The organism is Leisingera sp. SS27 (assembly GCF_028368855.1).
In the GTDB taxonomy this organism is placed as follows: Bacteria; Pseudomonadota; Alphaproteobacteria; order Rhodobacterales; family Rhodobacteraceae; genus Leisingera.
This window is the reverse complement of sequence record NZ_JAQNCY010000006.1, coordinates 24,096-41,219: the sequence shown is the minus strand read 5'-3', so window position 1 is coordinate 41,219 and position 17,124 is coordinate 24,096. Positions and strand designations below refer to the sequence as shown.

The following is a 17,124-nucleotide window of genomic DNA, read 5'->3' as shown; positions in this document are numbered from 1 at the left end:
GGTCAGAATCCGATTTGTGCAACAACGCCGGTCCGGCGGGATCACCGCACGTCACGAGCCTTTGAGGGCGGTCGGCCGGTCTGAAAGAAAAACGCCGCCCCAATTGGAGCGGCGTTCGGTCTGTTTTTGAACCCGCTGGTTTACTCGCCGTAGGGTACCCAGATGTTTTTGATCTCAGTTGCTTGCTGCAGGAAGCGCTTGGTTTGGTCCTGCGTCCAGTCCATTGCGATTCCGTTGTTTACCCAGGTCCGCTTCAGGTTGCCTGCGGAAGCCGCCTGGATCGCTGCTGACAGATCTGAGGATGAGAAGCTCCAGACAGCATCCACATTCAGATGCGAGGCCAACGGTTTCGCCAGTTCTGCATGGTTGCCGGTCAGGATGTTGACCACGCCGCCGGGAAGGTCAGATGTGTCCAGCACCTGGTAGAAGTCGGTTGCTGCCAGCGGGAAGGGTTCGGACGCCGCCAGAACCACCCGGTTGCCCATGGCAATCGCGGGTGCCAACACCGAGACGAGACCCAGCAGCGGCGCCTCATCGGCGCAGAGCGCGCCGATCACGCCAACCGGCTCTTTCATCGCCAGAGCCACGCCGCGGATTGGAACGCCATGCACATGACCGTCGTACTTGTCGGCCCAGGCAGCCGCGGAGAACAGGCGCTGGATCGAGGCTTCGACCTCTGCCGCGCCCCCCTTCTTGCCAGTCATCGCATCAATGCGGGCCGCGAATTCATCCGCACGGGCAGAAAGGTTCTCGCCGATGTAATAGAGGATCTGCGCCCGTAGGTGCCCTGTGGTTTTGGACCATTTGCCAGCACCCGCCGCAGTCTCAACCGCGTTGCGCACGTCCTTGCGGTTGGCTAGGCCCACGTGGCCCAGCAGCGCGCCGGATTTGGTGTGGATGGCCTGGCTGTAGCCGCCATCCGGCCGCGATTGCTTGCCGCCGACATACAGTTTGGCTGTGCGGTCCAGCGGGTCAACAGGGGCGCCATTGCCGGCAAAGGCCTCAACCTTGGCTAATGGCTTGGCCTTGGACTTCGGGCGGGTATAGGCAGATAGACCCTCCCAGCCGCCTTCGCGCCCGAAGCCGCTTTCGCGCACGCCGCCGAAACCGGCGGCGGCGTCGAACATGTTGGTGCCGTTGACCCAGACTACACCGGCTGTCAGTTTTGGCGCCATGTCGAGCGCAAGGTTCACGTTTTCGGTCCAAAGCGTTGCCGCCAGGCCGTAGCGGGTGTTGTTGGCCAGTTCCACCGCTTCTGCAGGGGTGCGGAAGGTGCAGGAGACCAGAACCGGGCCAAAGATCTCCTCTTGCATCAGCGGATCTGCAGGGGACAGTCCCTCGATCAGCGTGGGCGGGTAGAAGCAGCCGCCTTCGGGCATTTCGACCTGCGCCTGATGCATGATGCCGGCGGTATTGGCCGCAACCATGCTGCTGATAGTGTCCAGCTGCACCGGGTCCACCACGGCGCCGACGTCGATGCATTTGTCCAGCGGATTGCCAACACGCAGCCCGTCCATGCGGGCCTTCAGCTTGGCGTGAAAACGGTCCGCGATGCCTTCCTGCACCAAAAGGCGCGAACCGGCGCAACAGACCTGGCCCTGGTTGAACCAGATGGCGTCGACCAAGCCTTCGATAGCGGAGTCGATGTCTGCGTCGTCAAAGACGATATAAGGCGACTTGCCGCCCAGCTCCAGCGTCAGCGCTTTGCCGCTGCCTGCGGTGGCTTCGCGGATCCGGCGGCCAACGGAGGTGGAGCCGGTGAAGGCGATCTTGTCCACGTCTGCGGCGGTGATCATCTCCCCCGCGGCACCATCGCCGGTGACAATGTTCACAACGCCCTTGGGCAGGCCTGCCTGGCGGCAGATGTCGGCAAACAAGAGAGCGGTCAGCGACGTGTATTCCGCAGGTTTCAGTACCACGGTATTGCCCATGGCGATGGCCGGGGCGATCTTCCAGGCCAGCATCAGCAGCGGGAAGTTCCAAGGGATGATCTGGCCGCAGACACCCAGGGCCTCTGCGTCAGGCAATTCGCTGTCCATCAACTGGGCCATGCCTGCGTGGTAGTAGAAATGACGCTGTGCCAGCGGGATGTCGATGTCGCGGCTCTCGCGGATAGGCTTTCCGTTGTCCAGTGTTTCCAGCACCGCGAACAGGCGCGCGTGCTTTTGCAGCAAACGTGCGATGGCATAGAGGTATTTGGCGCGGCCTGCGCCGCCAAGGCCGGCCCAGCCGCCCTGCGCCTTGCGCGCGGCCTCAACCGCTGCATCCACATCGGCTTGCGTGGCCTGGGTAAGGGTGGCCAGCACCTCGCCCGTCGCCGGATTCTTGCTGTCGAACCCTTCGCCCGGGCTGGTGAATTCACCGTTGATGAAATGGCCGAACCGGCTGCCCTGATCAACCAGCCAGGCCAGTGCCTCGGCAGCGCTTTCGGGGGCAGGACCGTATTCCATAGTGTCGAAGATCTCTTTGATGGTCATGAGTTCAGCCCTTAGCCCATCGCGTGGCGGTAGCCGGCGGAGTATGCCCCGGTGACATGGTGTTCCAGCTGACGCTCGATGTCGTTCAGCAGCGAGGAGGCGCCAAAGCGGAACAGATCCGGCTGCAGCCAGCGGTCGCCCAGCTCGTCCTTCATCAGCGCCAGGTAGACCAGCGCGTCCTTGGCCTTGGAAATGCCTCCCGCGGGCTTGTAGCCGACGCGGTAGCCGGTGTGGTCATAATAGTCGCGGATTGCGCGGATCATCACCAGCGAAACGGGCAGGGTGGCGTTGACGCTTTCCTTGCCGGTGGAGGTCTTGATGAAGTCGGCGCCAGCCATCATGCAGACCAGCGAGGCACGCGCCACGTTTCGCAGTGAGCCCAGCTCGCCGGTTGCCAGGATTGCCTTCACATGGGCATCGCCGCAGGCCTGGCGGAAGGCTTTCATCTCGTCATAGAGCGCCTGCCAGTTGCCCTGCAGCACATGGCGGCGGGTGATCACGATGTCGATCTCCTCGGCCCCGTCCTTGACGCTTTCCTCGATCTCCGCGACCCGCAGGTGGAAGGGGGACAGGCCGGCCGGGAAGCCGGTGGAGACGGCGGCAACCGGGATGCCGGTGCCTTCCAGCGCCTTGACCGCGGTCGGGATCATGTCGTGGTAGACGCAGACCGCACCGGTGGTGAGGCCCTCCATGTCCAAATTGCGCAAAAGGCCGGCACTGACCGGCTGGCGCGCCTTGGCGCACAGGCGGCGGACGCGGCCCTCGGTGTCGTCACCGGACAGGGTGGTGAGGTCGATCAGGCTGATCGCCTTCAAGAGCCAGGCGGCCTGGTGGTCCTTCTTGACGCTGCGGCGGCCCGGCAGGGTGGCGCAGCGGCGTTCTATGGCCGACGTATTGGCCTGCACGGCAGCGACCCAGTCCAGGTCCAGATCCATGCCCGGGTTGCGCGGCTCAGCCAGCTGCGGCAGCTGCGCGCTTCGTTCAGCGGTTTGGCTATCCATTGGAATTCCTCGGAAGAGTTCCGTGCGAAAATCGCACGGGTGCGGCACATTGGCAAGCGAGCGGCCCCGCAGGCGGGCATGTTTTTTGACTGAATGGACAAAAAATCAAGCTGTCCCGGCCTGAACCTGTGCGGAATTCCGCTGGAGCTTAGTTTGTTGGGGGCTTTTCCTGTTAAATGCTGCTGATGCAAAGCGGCTGCGCATTCCGGTGGCAGAATCGCCCATACATGCTAAATTTAGCGGTATGAGCAGTGCAGACCCCCATATCAGCGAAAAACCACAAGCGGATGCGCGTCCCGTCATTCGTCAGCTGGATGACAGCGCCATCAACCGGATTGCCGCCGGGGAGGTGGTGGAACGCCCCGCCTCAGCGGTGAAAGAGCTGGTGGAAAACGCAATAGACGCCGGTGCCACGCGGATCACGGTGGAGATTGCCGATGGCGGCAAGACGCTGATCCGGGTCACTGACGATGGCTGCGGCATTACGCCTGAGGACCTGCCTCTGGCTCTGAGCCGCCATGCAACCTCCAAGATCGACGGCACGGATCTGCTGAACATCCACACCTTCGGCTTCCGGGGCGAGGCGCTGCCCTCGCTTGGCGCTGTCGGGCGGCTGACCATCACCAGCCGGGCAGCGGGCCATGAGGCCGCGCAGATCCGGGTGTCGGGCGGTAAGCTGGAGCCGGTGAAGCCGGCGGCATTGCGTGCGGGCACCATTGTCGAGCTGCGCGACCTGTTCTTTGCAACGCCCGCGCGTCTCAAGTTCATGCGCAGTGACCGGGCCGAGTCGCAGGCGATTTCGGACACGGTAAAACGGCTGGCGATGGCGGAGCCTTCGGTGGGGTTCACCCTGCGCGATGTTTCAGGTGGAAAAACTGGCGGTGGCGAGGGACGGGTGACCTTCCGCGCCGATCCCTTGTCTGGCGACCTGTTCGATGCGCTGCACGGGCGGCTTGCCTCGGTTCTGGGGCGGGATTTTGCCGAAAACGCGCTGAAAATCGACGCCACCCGCGAAGGCATCCGGCTTTACGGTTATGCGGCGCTGCCAACCTATTCCCGCGGCGCGGCTGTAACACAGTTCCTGTTTGTGAATACAAGGCCGGTCAAAGACAAGATGCTGACAGGGGCGCTGCGCGCCGCCTATTTCGATTTCCTCAGCCGTGACCGGCACCCGGCAGCGGCACTGTTCATCGATTGCGACCCGCAGCTGGTGGACGTTAACGTGCATCCAGCGAAATCCGAAGTGCGGTTCCGCGATCCCGGCCTGGCGCGCGGGCTGATCGTTTCCGCTCTGCGTCATGCGCTGGCAGAGGCCGGCCACCGCGCCTCAACCACCGTGGCCAGTGCCACGCTGGGGGCGATCAAGGCTGAACAGCCCACTGCCAGCGGCGCGCCAAGGGTCTATCAGATGGACCGGCCTTCATATGGTGCGCGGTCTGCCTCTTTTGCGGCGCAACAGCCGGATGGGTTCACGCCCGCCCCCGCCTATCAGCCGCCGGTGTCTTCGGGATTTGCAGAGCTGGCTGGTGCCTATAGCGGCCAGGTTACGGAAGTTCCTGAGGTTTCGATAGCCCCGGGTCAGCCTTTGGATGCGCCTGAAGGAGCCGCGCCCGGGGCCGAAGCCCTGCCATTGGGTGCGGCACGCGGTCAGGTTCATGAAAACTACATCATCGCCCAGACCGCCGACGGCATGGTGATTGTTGATCAGCACGCCGCACACGAGCGGCTGGTCTATGAGAAGCTGAAACGGCAGATGGCGGAAAACGGCGTCGCGGCACAGGCGCTGCTGATCCCGGAAATCATCGAGCTCAGCGACAACGACTGCGCCTGCCTTTTGGGGGTGGCCGATGAGCTGGCGAAGTTCGGCCTGGGCATCGAGGCGTTCGGCGGCAACGCTATTGCCGTGCGGGAAACCCCGGCAATCCTGGGCGAAGTGAATGCCGAGGCGATGATCAAGGACATCCTGGATGAGCTGTCGGCTCAGGGCGAAAGCCAGCTGGTTCAGGCCCGGGTTGAGGCGATCCTGAGCCGGGTGGCCTGCCACGGCTCGATCCGTTCGGGGCGCCGGATGCGGGGGGAGGAGATGAACGCGCTGCTGCGGGAAATGGAGGCAACGCCGCATTCCGGCCAGTGCAACCATGGCCGCCCGACCTATGTGGAACTGAAACTGGCAGATATCGAGCGCCTGTTCGGGCGCACATGAACAAGAACCCCCGTTAAAGGGAGGACGAGCAGTGACATTGGAACAGGCCCATTGGGCGATCTACGCGCTGGCTGGATTGGCCGCGCTTCTGGCGCTGGCTGGGCTTCGGCTGCGCGGGACGGCGCGGCAGCTGGAACAGGTAAACGCGGATCAGCGCAGTCATATCGCCGGGCTGAAGGCCGAAGTTGCGCGGCTTCCGGAGCTATCGGACGAGCTGGCCACCCTGCGCCGTGTGCACGAGAACGAGCGCAGCGCGCGTTACCAGTCAGAGGCGCAGGTGCAGGCGCTGAAAGCCGAGCACGCGGCACGGCTGGAAGAACTGAAGCACATGAATCAGCAGATGGAGCATAAGTTTACGTCGCTGGCCTCCGGCGTGCTGAAACAGAATTCCGAAAGCTTTTTGAGCCTGGTCAGTGAACGCTTCCAAGCCCACAGCAAGACAGCGGACGAGGATCTGGCCAAGCGCCATGCGGCGATTGAGAACCTTGTGAAGCCTTTGGACCAAAGGCTGGGCCAGTTCGGAGAGCGGATCAAGGAAATCGAACAGGCCCGCAACGAGGCCTACGGCGCGATTCAAACACAGGTGAAGCACCTGGCAGAGGGCCAGGCCGCGCTGGGCGGCGAAACCCGCAAACTGGTGCAGGCCCTGCGGGCGCCGAAAACCCGCGGCCGCTGGGGCGAGATGCAGCTGCGGCAGGTGTTCGAGATGGCCGGCATGGCCGAGCATGTGGACTACGAACTGGAGAAGAGCGTGGGTACCGATGAGGGCCTGCGCCGCCCCGACGCGGTGGTGCGCATTCCCGGCGGCAAGAGCATCGTGGTGGATGCAAAGACTCCGCTGGAGGCCTACCTGGATGCGCTGGAAGCGGAAACGCCGGATCAGCAGCAGGCGGCGCTGGCGCGGCATGCCAGCCACGTGAAAACCCATGTGCGGCAGCTGGCCTCCAAATCCTATCAAAGCGCCCTGGGCGAAACACCGGATTTTGTGGTGATGTTCATCCCCGGCGAGACATTCGTGTCAGCAGCGGCGGAAGCGGATCCGGGGCTGATCGAATACGCCTTTGAGAACAAGGTTCTGATCGCCACCCCGACCACGCTGATGGCTTTGGTAAAATCCATCGCTTATGGCTGGCAGCAGGAGAAGATGGCGGAAAACGCGGTTGAAGTGCAGAAAACCGCCAAGGAGCTCTATGACCGGCTGGCGACTTTCTCCAAGAACCTGGCCTCAGTCGGGCGATCGCTGTCATCCTCGGTGAATAACTATAACAAGGCTGTGGGCTCGCTGGAAGCCCGGGTGCTGCCGTCGGCCCGCAGGTTCGAAGCGATGGGAGTAGTCGCCAAAGGCGCCGAACCCGAAGACCCCGGCCAGGTGGAAGTCGAGCCGCGCCAGATTGCGCTTCTGGCGGAAGAGTAGATGCAGCTGCTGCCGGCATTGAGTGCGCTGAGGCCGCAGGAGTCGGCCCTGCTGAGCGCAGCGGAGGTTGAAGCGGAGCGCATCGTTGCGCTCTTGCGGATTGCTGTGGCGCTGGGCCTGATGCTGGCGATGCTGCTGGCCGTAGAAGCGGTGCGGGTGATCGAAGAGCCGCATTTGCGGCGGCAGGTCGGACTGGCTGCTGCGACCATGCTGTCCTATCTGGCAGTCGGGGGGCTGATCTACTGGGCAATTGGGAAACAGCTGTTCAAGCCCTGGATGATCTGGCCGGCGGTATTCGCGGATTGCGCCTTTTTGTTGCTGAATACGTTCCTGTCACTGGTAAACACCGGCGTGCCCGGTGGTGCGCTGTTTGCCATGCCGGCTGTGTGGATGGCTCCGGTCGTGCTGGCCTTCGGTGTGCTTCGGCTTAACCCGCTGCGGCTTGCTTTAATGCTGGTGCTGATTGGAACGGGGTTCGCGTGGATGATCCTGTGGCAGCCGCCTGAAGCTGCGCCAGATCTGGCCGGGCGGATCAGACTGACCCTGGACTCGCCGCCAAACTTCATTCGCTTGGTGATGCTGTGTCTGGCTGGCGGTGTACTGGTGGTGGCCGCTGTGCGGATGCGTGCGCTGTTGCACCGCTCCATTGAGGAAGCCCGCCAGAAGGCAAACCTGACCCGTTACCTGCCAGCGCAGCTGGCTGGCCGGCTGGCTGGCGGCGGGCTGGAGGCGCTGCAAGAAGGCCGACAGCAGAAAATGGCAATCCTGTTTATCGATATCCGTGGTTTCACCAGCTGGTGCGAGGGCCGCGAGCCGCAGGAGGTGAGCCGCCTGATCACGGAATTCAGGACGCGGGTGGAAGATGTAGCGGCACGGACCGGCGGTCTGATCGACAAATACATCGGCGATGCCGCGATGGTCCTGTTCGAAGGCGAGCGCGCAGCGGCCCGGGCGCTGGAGTGCGCTGAGGGGCTGGCGGCGCAAATGAATGACTGGCGCCGGGCACGGGAACAGGCCGGGGATACGGGTTTGGGCGTCGGGGTCGGCGTGCACTGGGGAGAGGTGTTCTCAGGCGTGACCGGCACGCAAAACCGGCTGGAGTATTCCGTCTTTGGCGACACTGTGAACACGGCGGCGCGGCTGGAGCAGCTGACCAAGATGCAAGGAATGCAGGTGGTTGCCTCCGCGGACTTGCTGCTAGCAGCTGGGGCAGAGCCCGCGCGTGAGGGCTGGATTTCGCTGCCGGCGGAGGTCTTGCGCGGGCGCAGTAAGGGACTCGCGCTTTTCGGGAAGGCGCAAGAGTAGCAGCTGATCCATTTGCCTCAGATCAAAGACTTGGGCGTTTCGCCTGCGGTTTGATATGCTGAGGCTGCGAACAGAAGGAATGGAGCAATGCTGGAGATCTCAGTCCGAAAGGTGGCACAGGTGGCGATGATGGCCCGGGAGCTGGGCCGCGCTGAGGGCGAGCTGCGCGCCTTCATCGACAGGATGAGCGAGGACCAGCAAGCGGAACTGGTTGGCATCATGTGGGTTGGGCGCGGCAGTTTCGAACCGGAGGAACTGGCGGAGGCTATCTATACCGCGCGTCAGGAAGCCACTACACCGACAGCGGATTACCTTCTTGGCACACCGCATTTGGCCGACAATCTGGAGGCCGGGCTGGAGGCCCTGGGCATCGACGTCAACGATGTCGAGAATGATGTGATCGGCCGCTGATCCGGCAGTATTGTTTCAAAATGCGAAAGGGCGCCGCAATCCGGCGCCCTCTTTTGATTTCAGCCCTCGATCAGGCCTTGCTGTCGACGATCTCAAGGTGCTGGGCCAGCTTGCCGATCTCCGACATCCATTTTTCGACCAGAACAGGATCGCTGGGTGCGGCATGGACACCTGCGGCGATCTTGCCGTTCATCGCGGCCTCGATGGCAAAGGAGACCGGATAGGACACCAGGCGCGCCATGGCGGTGCCGCGCGCGTCGCCCCAAGCATCCATCACATAGGTCTTGTGCCAGACTTCAATGCCATCCTTTTCGGCTTTCAGGCCGACACACAGTACCACCCGGTCCGGCTCGCCTTCGTCATAGGCGTTTTCGGCCCAGAATTGGTCAGACATTTCCTTGAGCCGGGCGTCGCCTTCGGGGCCGGAAAGGGTTTCGACCTCTTTGAACACATCCGCCCAGGCATCGGCCCAGCCGTTGAGGCGCAGGGTGCCGCGGACGAATTCCTTCACCTTCCAGTCGTCGCCGAACTCGTACTGGGACATGAAGGGGATGGAGTCGCGGTTCGGGTAGACCTCGAAGCTCTCTGGCGCGGGCAGCGGTGCCTCATAAGAGGAAATCGCATCCCAGGGACGTGCAACATCCAGCTCCTTGAAGTCGCGGATCGACTTTGACGGCGAACGCAGCGCCTTCAGCACGCCCAAGGGCGACCAGCTGAATTTGTAGCGGAACGCGTTCGGGATCTTGGGGATGCCGCCGCAGTAGGAGATGAAGCTGATCTCGTTTTCAGGGTCAAAGGCACCGGAGGCCTTGTAGTCTGCGACCAGCGCATGCGCCATCAGGTGGTCGATGCCGGGATCCAGCCCCACCTCGTTGATCAGGCAGACGCCTGCATCCTTGGCCTTCTGGTCCAGCGCGCGCATTTCCGGCGCGATGTAGGAGGAGGAGACAAAATGCGCGCCGTGCTCTATTGCCAGTTCCGCCAGCGGCACATGCCAGTCGCCCGGCAGCATCGAGACAATGACGTCCTTGGGGCTGAGCATCTGGCCCAGGTTGGAGATGCTGAAGGCGTGAATGTTGGTGGTCAGGTCGCCCACGGCCTCGCGGGCCTTGTCGGTGGTCCGGTTCCACACCGCCACGTCGTGGCCCGCTTCCAGCAGGCGGCGCAGGCCGGGGATTGCCGACAGGCCGGTGCCGCACCAGTGAATAGTCATATGTCAGTCCCTTTCTTGAATTTCAGGATCGCCCCGATGATCGCCAGAACGATGACGATGGAGCAGGCATTGGCAAGGATGATGGGCGCATCACCCACCAGCAAACCATAGATCAGCCACAGGCTGACGGTTCCGAGAAACATCAGGTTTGCAGGCAGCGACAGGCCAGCCGTGTCGCGCGTTGCCCAGGCTTTCCAGGCTTGCGGGAGCCAGCAGATAGTGCCGAGAAGGGCTGCCAGAAATCCGATGTAGGTCGCAGTCATTCGGGCAGATGCTCCTGGAAGGTGGCCTTGGCCCGGCCCCAGACGCCGCTCTCCGGATCGGTCAGGGTCAGCAGCGAGTGCAGCAGCTGAGCCGCGTAGTCCTCCGAGCTTTCCACCGGCAGCATCGACGGCAGGTTGTCGATCGCCATCACGTCCAGCACCGGATTTTCGGCAACGCGCAGGGCGGGTGCTTCCCAGGTGGTCGCGCGGTCATAGACCGGCACCGGGTTGTAGTCGCTGTCCGGATCGCAAGCGACGTCGCCGATGGCAGTGAGCTTGCGGTCCGCGGCCAATGCTTCACGTGGGACAAAAACCGGTGTGCCGGGGCGGGCGAAGATGCAGTTCAGGAACAGGTCATGGTCCAGGATCTCCGGGAATGGGCCGCCGTTTGCGGTTTCGGCTATGTCCCATTTGGTGACGGCGACTCCCATTGCCTCGCAGAGGTCGGCAGCACCGGTGCCGACCCGGCCAAGCGCGCCGATCACGATGGCGGTGGGGCGGTCCATATTCAGCCCATCCAGCTCTGCGCCCAGATCCAAGAGCAGCGCGTCCTTACCGGGATAAACACCAACCGGGCCGCACAGTTCGTCGCGCTGCTGGGCCGCCCAGGTTTTCAGGGTCACTGCGGCACCGGCATATCCTGCCCAATAGCCAAAGGCGGCGACCCGGCGGCCTGTTTCATCGACGAGGTACTCCAGATCGTAAAGCGTGCCGCCGCCGGCCTTGAACCGCTCCAAGAGCGCCTTGCCGGAGTGCTGGCCCTTGAAGGCATGGCCGAACATAATGTGGCGGTGCGGCAGCGGGGTGCCATCCTCGGGCAGTTCCTTCAGACCGAAGATGATCGCGTCCGCAGGCGCGCCGGGCCAGGAGTTCTCCGGTGCAATCTCGCAGCCCGCATCGACATAGCCCTGCAGCGGGATTGCCCGGACAGAGCTTGCTTCGACCGTGACCTTGATGCCCGCGGCCAGCAGCGCCTTGGCGCCTTCGGGGGTCAGGCCCACCCGGTCTTCGTTGGGGCGCTGCTCGGCCCGTACCCACAGATGCGTCATTGTCATGTCCTTCAAAGCATTCCCTTGGCATGGACCGCGCGCACGGATGCACGCTGTTCCATTGCCGTCATGAAGTTCTGGATTTTCGGGAAGTCTGCCACGTTCACCCCGTCACCTTCCAGCCACGTGCAAACCACGTAAAGGTAGCAATCGGCGAGGCTGACCTCGTCCCCTAGGACAAACGGTCCTCGCAGGCCAAACTGGCTGATGTATTCGCAGGAGGCCGCCATGGTTTGCGGCACCATCTTCTGCATGTCTTTCCAGCTGGTCCGCTCCTTGGCCCAGCGGGCGCCGCGCAGGCGGTGGGCGTGGTTCACATGCATGGTTGAGGCGAGGTAGAACATCACCTCGCGCATACGGGCCAGCAGCACCGGGTCTTGCGGGCGCAAGCCCGCGTCCGGTGCCATGTCAGCGATGTATTCCAGCAGCGCGCCGGTTTCTGTCAGGATGCCACCCTCGACCGCCAGCGCCGGCACCCGGCCTTTGGGGTTGATCTGGGCGTAAGCCGCACCGGTCTGTTCCTTGGCGGCAAAGTCGATCTTCACTGCCTCATAGTCTATTCCGGCTTCCTCAAGCGCGATGGCGACGGCCACCGAGATGGTATTGGGGGCATAGTAGAGCTGCATGTCGTCCCTCCCGTTTAAGTCTCAGAGATGTGTCTGGGCAAAATGCCGGTCCGGCGTTTCCAGGTGCGGCACAGCGTTGAACAAAACCGGGCTCCAGTGGCCGCCGATGGGGAACAGCCTGTGCATGGAGGTGTTCATCACCGCCAGGGCAATCCGGGCCATGCCCGCGGTGTCCAGCCCCATCGCCTGCCGCAGCGCCATTGAGATCAGCCCGCCGGAGGTCACCACCAGCGCCGGGCCGTCGCCTGACGCGATCTCTTCCAGCGCCTGCCGGGTACGGGTCTCAAACTGTTCCCAGCTTTCGTAAGGCATGGCAATGTCGCCGGAAGCCCAGGCTGCAAACACTTTAGGCAGATGCTCGACAAACCCCTCACGCTCTTCCGGGATCGGCAGGCCGTGCTGATCGCGCATTGCCTCGGCAAGTGTGAAATATTCCATCTCATTCAGCCGCGCGTCCTGAACAGGTTCCGCAAAGCCCATTGAGGCTGCGGTTTCGATATGCCGGGTCAGCGTGCCGCAATAGACCCGCGGATGATGGCTGCCGCTGGCCCGCAGATGGTCTCCCAGCCAGGCCGCCTGCTGATGGCCCAGATCGCTGAGCCGGTCGTAGCTGGCCTCGTCGCGGGCCTGGGTGTTGGCCTGGCCGTGGCGTATCAGCGTGATGTGGGACATGGGCGGGCGGCTCCGTTGTTACCGGGGGAGTCTTAGGGGAGGTTCCGGGCAGAGGGAAGGGTGGCTTGAAGCTGTGCTTTCTAATTTCATTGCGGGTTTGAAAGACATGGCGCAGTGTGCATCTGCAGGATTGGAGAGCTGACATGCCGCTTAACCCTCAGCGATTTCTCGATGACCTGCACCAGCTGCGCAGCTTTGGCGCGTCAGGTGCGGGCAAGGGAGTGGTGCGGCAAGCCTACTCGGATGCCGACATCGCGGCGCGCAATTGGCTGGCGGAACGGATGAAAAATGCCGGTTTAGAGCCTCATTTCGACCCGCTCGGCAATCTGTTCGGATTGGCGGACGCGAAGAGTCTGCTGCTGGGATCGCATAGTGACAGCCAGCCCGAAGGCGGCTGGCTGGATGGCGCGCTGGGCGTGATCGCTGGACTGGAAATTGCCCGGGCAAGCAAAGAGGACGGCGGGCCGCCCATCTCCTGCGTCAGCTTTCAGGATGAGGAGGGGCGGTTCGGGGTGCTGACCGGCTCAGACGTCTGGGCCGGCAAGCTGACACTGGCGGAGGCAGACGGTTTCGCCGACAATCAGGGCTACACGCTTGGGGACATGCGCGGCCGGATGGCGGATCTGGCTGGGGATTTCCTGCAGCATGACAGATTTACCGGGTTTCTGGAGATGCATATCGAGCAGGGGCCTTATCTGGAAGAAACCGGTCTGGGGATCGGTGTGGTGACGGATATCGTCGGCATCCGGGATATGCGGATCAGTTTTGAAGGCAGGCAGAACCACGCAGGGACCACGCCGATGCATCTGCGCCGTGATGCGTTTCAGGCGTTGTCTTCATTCAATGCGGCTCTAAACAGCCGATTTGCAGATGTGGTTACGCCTGCCACGGTCTGGACCATCGGCCATGTGGCAGTGCATCCCAATGCGTCCTCCGTGGTGCCGGGGCGGGTGGTGCTTTCCATGCAGTGGCGGGATGCGGATGCAGACCGGCTGGCACGGATGGAGGCTATCATTAAGGAAACAGCGCTAGAGATATCTGCCAGTCACGGTGTAAAGGCAGAGCTTGGTCCCGTGATGGGCGTAGAGCCAGCTGCGATGGATGCGCGGTTGCAGGCGCAGCTGGTCAAGGCTTCGGAGGATCTGGCACCGGGGAAATGGCAGAAGATGCCCTCTGGCGCACTGCATGATGCGGCCAATCTGGCAACGGTGATGCCTGCAGGAATGTTATTTGTCCCTTCAATTGGCGGCATCAGCCATGCCTTTGACGAGGACACCGACGAGGCGGATCTGGTGCTGGGTCTGCAGGTGCTGGACCGCGCTGCCCGGTCCCTGGCGGGGTGAACTCCCGCCTGTTCCGGTCCTCCTGCCGGAGGCCCGCCCCAGTTGGGCCGGGTGCCGCTGGCGCGGCGCGGGTCAGGCCCGGCCGTAGCCGCGCTTGATCATCCGGTTGCGGTGCCTGTCGGCTGCCAGCGAGGCCTCGCGCAGGTTGCCGTAGATATTGATCACGCTTTGCCCATTGCCGCCGGCCACGCCCCATTCCCGCAGTACAGAAACTTCGGAAAACAGGTTCATCGCCAGTTCAATGCGGTAGAACCGTGATGGGCGCGAGGGGGCTTGGCGGTAGAGCAGACAGGTGGCCATGGGCTGATTCTATGCCAAGTGATTCGCCCGGGCAAGAATCTCTATGGGATCTCAAGAAGGCATTGACTCCGTTCGCCTGGAATAGCGTTGCACTCTTTTTCCGCTCCTGCCGTCTTTGAGAAGGAATGCAGCGCATAGCGGCAGCCATTCTGCCCGGTTGGTGTCAGGTCCAGTCCACATCTCCCAAGAATATATAGCCTGCGCCATAGATGGTCTTGATCAGCCGCGGGTTCTTGGGATCTTCGCGCAGCTTGGTGCGCAGCCGTGAGATACGCACGTCCATCGCCCGGTCAAAGCTGTCGCCCGCTGCGCCGCCCAGCATTTCCTGCATTTGGGCGCGGGAGATCAGCCGCTTGGGGCTGTCCAGGAACAGCCGCAGCACTTCACCCTCAGCGTGGGAAAACGGAGTTTCGCCGCCCCGCTCATCCTCCAAGACATAACGGTCGAAATGGGCGGTCCACCCGGCAAACCGCGCGGTGTTGCTGGCAGGGGCCGCAGCCCGTGGTCCGGCGCGAAGCCGGGCACGGACGCGGGCCACCACCTCTGCCGGATCAAAGGGCTTGGTGATGTAATCATCAGCACCCAGTTCCAGTCCAGTCACCCGGTCCTGTACCTGCGCCCGGCCAGAGATGATGATGACTGCCGCGCCCTGTTCCAGCGCAAGGCGGTGCACGAGTGCCAGCCCGTCGGTATCGGGCAGCGACAAATCGACTAGGCAGACGTCCGGCGTCACCCGGTTCAAGGCTGCCTCGAATTCGCGTGCCCGGGAAAAGCTTTGGGTGCGAAAGCCTGCGTCCTCCAGCGCGTCGGTCAGGATCTGCCGGATTTCTGGCTCGTCGTCCAGAATGGTGACCAGGGGCGATGTCATGCGGCGGGCTCCGGTTGGATCAGCTCAGACAGCTGATGGATGGTGAAAGGTTTGCGCAAAACCGGGCCGCATTTCAATGCCTTGCGGTATAGCGGATCGCTGACGGGCAGGGAGGTCATCAGAATGCAAGGCAGGCCGGAGCCGTCGAGTCGGATGGCAAGGTCAACGCCGGTTGCGCTGCCTTCCAGCATGATGTCCGACAGTACCAGCGCAATGTCCGGGAGATCAGCGGTCAGCGCACACGCCTCGTCCACGCTCGCAGCTTCGATCACTGAATATCCGAGGTCGATCAGCATGTCGCGGAAGGCTGCCCGCAGTTCGTCGCTGTCCTCGACCAGCAGTGCCAGGCCGCCGCCGGCATCAGGGGCCGGGCGGTAAGGCAGGCGCAGGGTGATTGCAGCGCCAGAAATCCCGTTGCGGATCCGCATGTCGCCGCCGGCGAGTTTTGCCATGTCGTAGACCATTGGCAGACCAAGGCCGGAGCCTTCGCTGCCTTTGGTGGTAAAAAACGGATTAAGCGCCTTTTCCAGCGCTTCCGGTGAAAAGCCGGGGCCGGTGTCGGTGACGGTGATTTCGGCCCAGGTCTGACCGACAGCATGGGCGCTGACGGTGATCTGGCCGGATGTTCCGCAGGCGTCCCGGGCGTTCAGGATCAGGTTCAGCAGTGCATCCTGCAGCTTACCCGCGTCCAGCAGCAACGCCTGATCCGGCAGGTTGTCGAGAATGCTGAGGCCCACCCCTAGCGGCAGAGAGGGCGACGCCAGCACTTTCAGCTCATCAAGCAACGCGTGCATATCCGTCGCCTGCGGACGCAGGGTGCGCTGGCTGGTCATTTCGGCAATCCGGTTCAGGAGCCGCCCGCCGCGCCGCGCTGCAGACAAGGTGCCCTGCACCAGGTCGGCGGCCTCGCCACCCAGTCCCATCTTCTCCAGCTTGCCCTGCATGCCCAGAATGATGGTCAGAAGGTTGGAAAAATCATGGGCCAGGCCGCTGGTCATCTGCGCAGCCATCTCGCGGCGCCTTGCCTGCTGCAGCGCAACCCGTGCCTGGGTTTCCTCGGTCACATCCATTGACAGGACATAGACTCCGCCTTGCTGGTCCGGGGTGAAGGCAACCCTGATGCGGCGGCTTCCGTGGCTTTCCGTGAACTCAAATACCGGGCTGCCACCCTTGTAGGCAGCCAGCAAATGCGGCTCTATCCGCTCAAACGCGGCCTCCCCCAAGGCATCCGAAATATGCATTCCGAGTATATCCGACGGGCGGCCTGGAAACACCGCGCTGAGGCGGCGGTTGGTATAGGTATAGTACCCGTCTGGATCCACATGGGCGATATGGGCGGGCATCATTTCCGTTGTCAGACGGGTACGGCCCTCAATTTCCGTCAGCTGTCGTTTGGTCTCTTCCAGTGCTGTGTTGGCGGCCTCCAGCTGCCGGTTGGCAGCGGACAGTTCCTCGGTATGGGTAATGAGCTTCTCAGACAGCTCTTCAGACCGGGACCGCAGCAGTTGCTCGGCACGCTTGGCACGGGTGATATCCGTATAGACCGTGACCCAGCCCCCCTGCGGCAGCGGCGAGCCTTCGATCGAAATCATCTGCCCGTTGGGCCGCTCACGCTCCAGATAGTGCGGCACGAAATCCAGCGCCTGCTCCACACGGCTTTGAACGATTTCCTCGATATCAGTTTCCGGCGCGTATTCCCCGGCTTCTGCCAGGAAACGTATGGTTTCGGCAAAGGAGGCGCCTGGCTGTACCAAGCGGTCCGGCAGATTGAACATTTCCTGAAAGCGGCGGTTGCTGACCGACAGCCGCAAGTCGTTGTCATAGATCGACAGCGCCTGGGCGATCAGATTCAGCCCGGCGGTCGTCATTGCGGCGTTCTGTTTGCTGGTCCGGTTCATGGCTCTCCCCGGTTTATGGCTAGCACCGGGAGGGGTGCCGGGCAAATTGCCATTCGGCCGCGGCGAATTGGGTGCCGTTAC

General features: G+C 62.9%; 15 protein-coding genes. 5 read left to right on the top strand and 10 right to left on the bottom strand.

Annotation, left to right across the window (positions count from 1 at the left end; genetic code table 11):
• Nucleotides 1–140: 140 nt before the first annotated feature.
• Complete coding sequence (locus tag N6L27_RS13810) at nt 141–2,477, bottom strand: aldehyde dehydrogenase family protein (RefSeq protein ID WP_271907866.1); 2,337 nt, start codon at nt 2,475–2,477, stop codon at nt 141–143.
• 11 nt (nt 2,478–2,488) lie between these two features.
• Nucleotides 2,489–3,478 carry a deoxyribose-phosphate aldolase gene (deoC, locus tag N6L27_RS13805; protein ID WP_271907865.1) on the bottom strand — a complete coding sequence of 330 codons (990 nt, stop codon included), beginning with the start codon at nt 3,476–3,478 and terminating at the stop codon, nt 2,489–2,491.
• Between the two features lie 244 nt (nt 3,479–3,722).
• Between deoC and mutL the strand changes: the two genes are divergently transcribed.
• From mutL to N6L27_RS13785, 4 genes are all read left to right on the top strand, one after another.
• Nucleotides 3,723–5,681 carry a DNA mismatch repair endonuclease MutL gene (gene mutL / locus N6L27_RS13800; protein ID WP_271907863.1) on the top strand — a complete coding sequence of 653 codons (1,959 nt, stop codon included), beginning with the start codon at nt 3,723–3,725 and terminating at the stop codon, nt 5,679–5,681.
• 31 nt (nt 5,682–5,712) lie between these two features.
• Nucleotides 5,713–7,095 carry a DNA recombination protein RmuC gene (locus N6L27_RS13795; RefSeq protein WP_271907861.1) on the top strand — a complete coding sequence of 461 codons (1,383 nt, stop codon included), beginning with the start codon at nt 5,713–5,715 and terminating at the stop codon, nt 7,093–7,095.
• The gene (locus N6L27_RS13790) at nt 7,096–8,400 is read left to right on the top strand and encodes an adenylate/guanylate cyclase domain-containing protein (RefSeq protein WP_271907859.1); all 1,305 of its coding nucleotides are present in this window, start codon (nt 7,096–7,098) and stop codon (nt 8,398–8,400) included.
• A gap of 87 nt (nt 8,401–8,487) precedes the next feature.
• Complete coding sequence (locus N6L27_RS13785; RefSeq protein WP_271907857.1) at nt 8,488–8,811, top strand: DUF3775 domain-containing protein; 324 nt, start codon at nt 8,488–8,490, stop codon at nt 8,809–8,811.
• Between the two features lie 70 nt (nt 8,812–8,881).
• Here N6L27_RS13785 and N6L27_RS13780 read toward each other — a convergent pair whose 3' ends face one another.
• Genes N6L27_RS13780 through N6L27_RS13760 form a run of 5 tightly spaced genes read right to left on the bottom strand, consistent with a single transcriptional unit; the run spans nt 8,882 to nt 12,634 of the window.
• Nucleotides 8,882–10,024 (bottom strand): saccharopine dehydrogenase family protein, encoded by a 1,143-nt coding sequence (locus tag N6L27_RS13780; RefSeq protein WP_271907855.1) that lies wholly within the window; start codon nt 10,022–10,024, stop codon nt 8,882–8,884.
• Nucleotides 10,021–10,287 carry a SemiSWEET family sugar transporter gene (locus N6L27_RS13775; protein WP_271907854.1) on the bottom strand — a complete coding sequence of 89 codons (267 nt, stop codon included), beginning with the start codon at nt 10,285–10,287 and terminating at the stop codon, nt 10,021–10,023. The genes N6L27_RS13780 and N6L27_RS13775 overlap by 4 nt, the downstream gene beginning before the upstream one ends.
• Entirely contained in the window at nt 10,284–11,336 is a 1,053-nt protein-coding gene (locus N6L27_RS13770) for a saccharopine dehydrogenase (protein WP_271907853.1), read from the bottom strand. Before N6L27_RS13770 ends, N6L27_RS13775 begins: the two co-directional genes overlap by 4 nt.
• Before the next feature lie 11 nt (nt 11,337–11,347).
• Nucleotides 11,348–11,962 carry a glutathione S-transferase family protein gene (locus N6L27_RS13765; RefSeq protein WP_271907851.1) on the bottom strand — a complete coding sequence of 205 codons (615 nt, stop codon included), beginning with the start codon at nt 11,960–11,962 and terminating at the stop codon, nt 11,348–11,350.
• A gap of 21 nt (nt 11,963–11,983) precedes the next feature.
• Nucleotides 11,984–12,634, bottom strand: coding sequence for a histidine phosphatase family protein (locus N6L27_RS13760; protein ID WP_271907849.1), 651 nt, complete (start codon nt 12,632–12,634; stop codon nt 11,984–11,986).
• Between the two features lie 143 nt (nt 12,635–12,777).
• Between N6L27_RS13760 and N6L27_RS13755 the strand changes: the two genes are divergently transcribed.
• A complete protein-coding gene (locus tag N6L27_RS13755; protein ID WP_271907848.1) occupies nt 12,778–13,977 on the top strand; it encodes a hydantoinase/carbamoylase family amidase in 1,200 nt (399 codons plus the stop codon).
• A gap of 72 nt (nt 13,978–14,049) precedes the next feature.
• Here the strand turns inward: N6L27_RS13755 and N6L27_RS13750 are convergent, their stop codons facing one another.
• The 3 genes from N6L27_RS13750 to N6L27_RS13740 form a co-directional block, all read right to left on the bottom strand.
• Nucleotides 14,050–14,277 (bottom strand): WGR domain-containing protein, encoded by a 228-nt coding sequence (locus N6L27_RS13750; protein ID WP_039184301.1) that lies wholly within the window; start codon nt 14,275–14,277, stop codon nt 14,050–14,052.
• Nucleotides 14,278–14,440: 163 nt separating this feature from the next.
• Entirely contained in the window at nt 14,441–15,145 is a 705-nt protein-coding gene (locus tag N6L27_RS13745; RefSeq protein ID WP_271907847.1) for a response regulator transcription factor, read from the bottom strand.
• Nucleotides 15,142–17,043, bottom strand: a complete 1,902-nt coding sequence (locus tag N6L27_RS13740) for a hybrid sensor histidine kinase/response regulator (protein WP_271907846.1) — start codon at nt 17,041–17,043, stop codon at nt 15,142–15,144. The genes N6L27_RS13745 and N6L27_RS13740 overlap by 4 nt, the downstream gene beginning before the upstream one ends.
• Nucleotides 17,044–17,124: the final 81 nt, after the last annotated feature.

Excerpts from the sequence above, each read along its gene's own strand:
- N6L27_RS13765 (WP_271907851.1), bottom strand. The coding sequence starts at position 11,962 with ATGCAGCTCTACTATGCCCCCAATACCATCTCGGTGGCCGTCGCCATC.
- N6L27_RS13790 (WP_271907859.1), top strand. The coding sequence starts at position 7,096 with ATGCAGCTGCTGCCGGCATTGAGTGCGCTGAGGCCGCAGGAGTCGGCC.
- N6L27_RS13780 (WP_271907855.1), bottom strand. The coding sequence starts at position 10,024 with ATGACTATTCACTGGTGCGGCACCGGCCTGTCGGCAATCCCCGGCCTG.
- N6L27_RS13785 (WP_271907857.1), top strand. The coding sequence starts at position 8,488 with ATGCTGGAGATCTCAGTCCGAAAGGTGGCACAGGTGGCGATGATGGCC.
- N6L27_RS13770 (WP_271907853.1), bottom strand. The coding sequence starts at position 11,336 with ATGACGCATCTGTGGGTACGGGCCGAGCAGCGCCCCAACGAAGACCGG.
- deoC (WP_271907865.1), bottom strand. The coding sequence starts at position 3,478 with ATGGATAGCCAAACCGCTGAACGAAGCGCGCAGCTGCCGCAGCTGGCT.
- N6L27_RS13810 (WP_271907866.1), bottom strand. The coding sequence starts at position 2,477 with ATGACCATCAAAGAGATCTTCGACACTATGGAATACGGTCCTGCCCCC.
- N6L27_RS13750 (WP_039184301.1), bottom strand. The coding sequence starts at position 14,277 with ATGGCCACCTGTCTGCTCTACCGCCAAGCCCCCTCGCGCCCATCACGG.
- N6L27_RS13745 (WP_271907847.1), bottom strand. The coding sequence starts at position 15,145 with ATGACATCGCCCCTGGTCACCATTCTGGACGACGAGCCAGAAATCCGG.
- N6L27_RS13755 (WP_271907848.1), top strand. The coding sequence starts at position 12,778 with ATGCCGCTTAACCCTCAGCGATTTCTCGATGACCTGCACCAGCTGCGC.
- mutL (WP_271907863.1), top strand. The coding sequence starts at position 3,723 with ATGAGCAGTGCAGACCCCCATATCAGCGAAAAACCACAAGCGGATGCG.
- N6L27_RS13775 (WP_271907854.1), bottom strand. The coding sequence starts at position 10,287 with ATGACTGCGACCTACATCGGATTTCTGGCAGCCCTTCTCGGCACTATC.
- N6L27_RS13760 (WP_271907849.1), bottom strand. The coding sequence starts at position 12,634 with ATGTCCCACATCACGCTGATACGCCACGGCCAGGCCAACACCCAGGCC.
- N6L27_RS13740 (WP_271907846.1), bottom strand. The coding sequence starts at position 17,043 with ATGAACCGGACCAGCAAACAGAACGCCGCAATGACGACCGCCGGGCTG.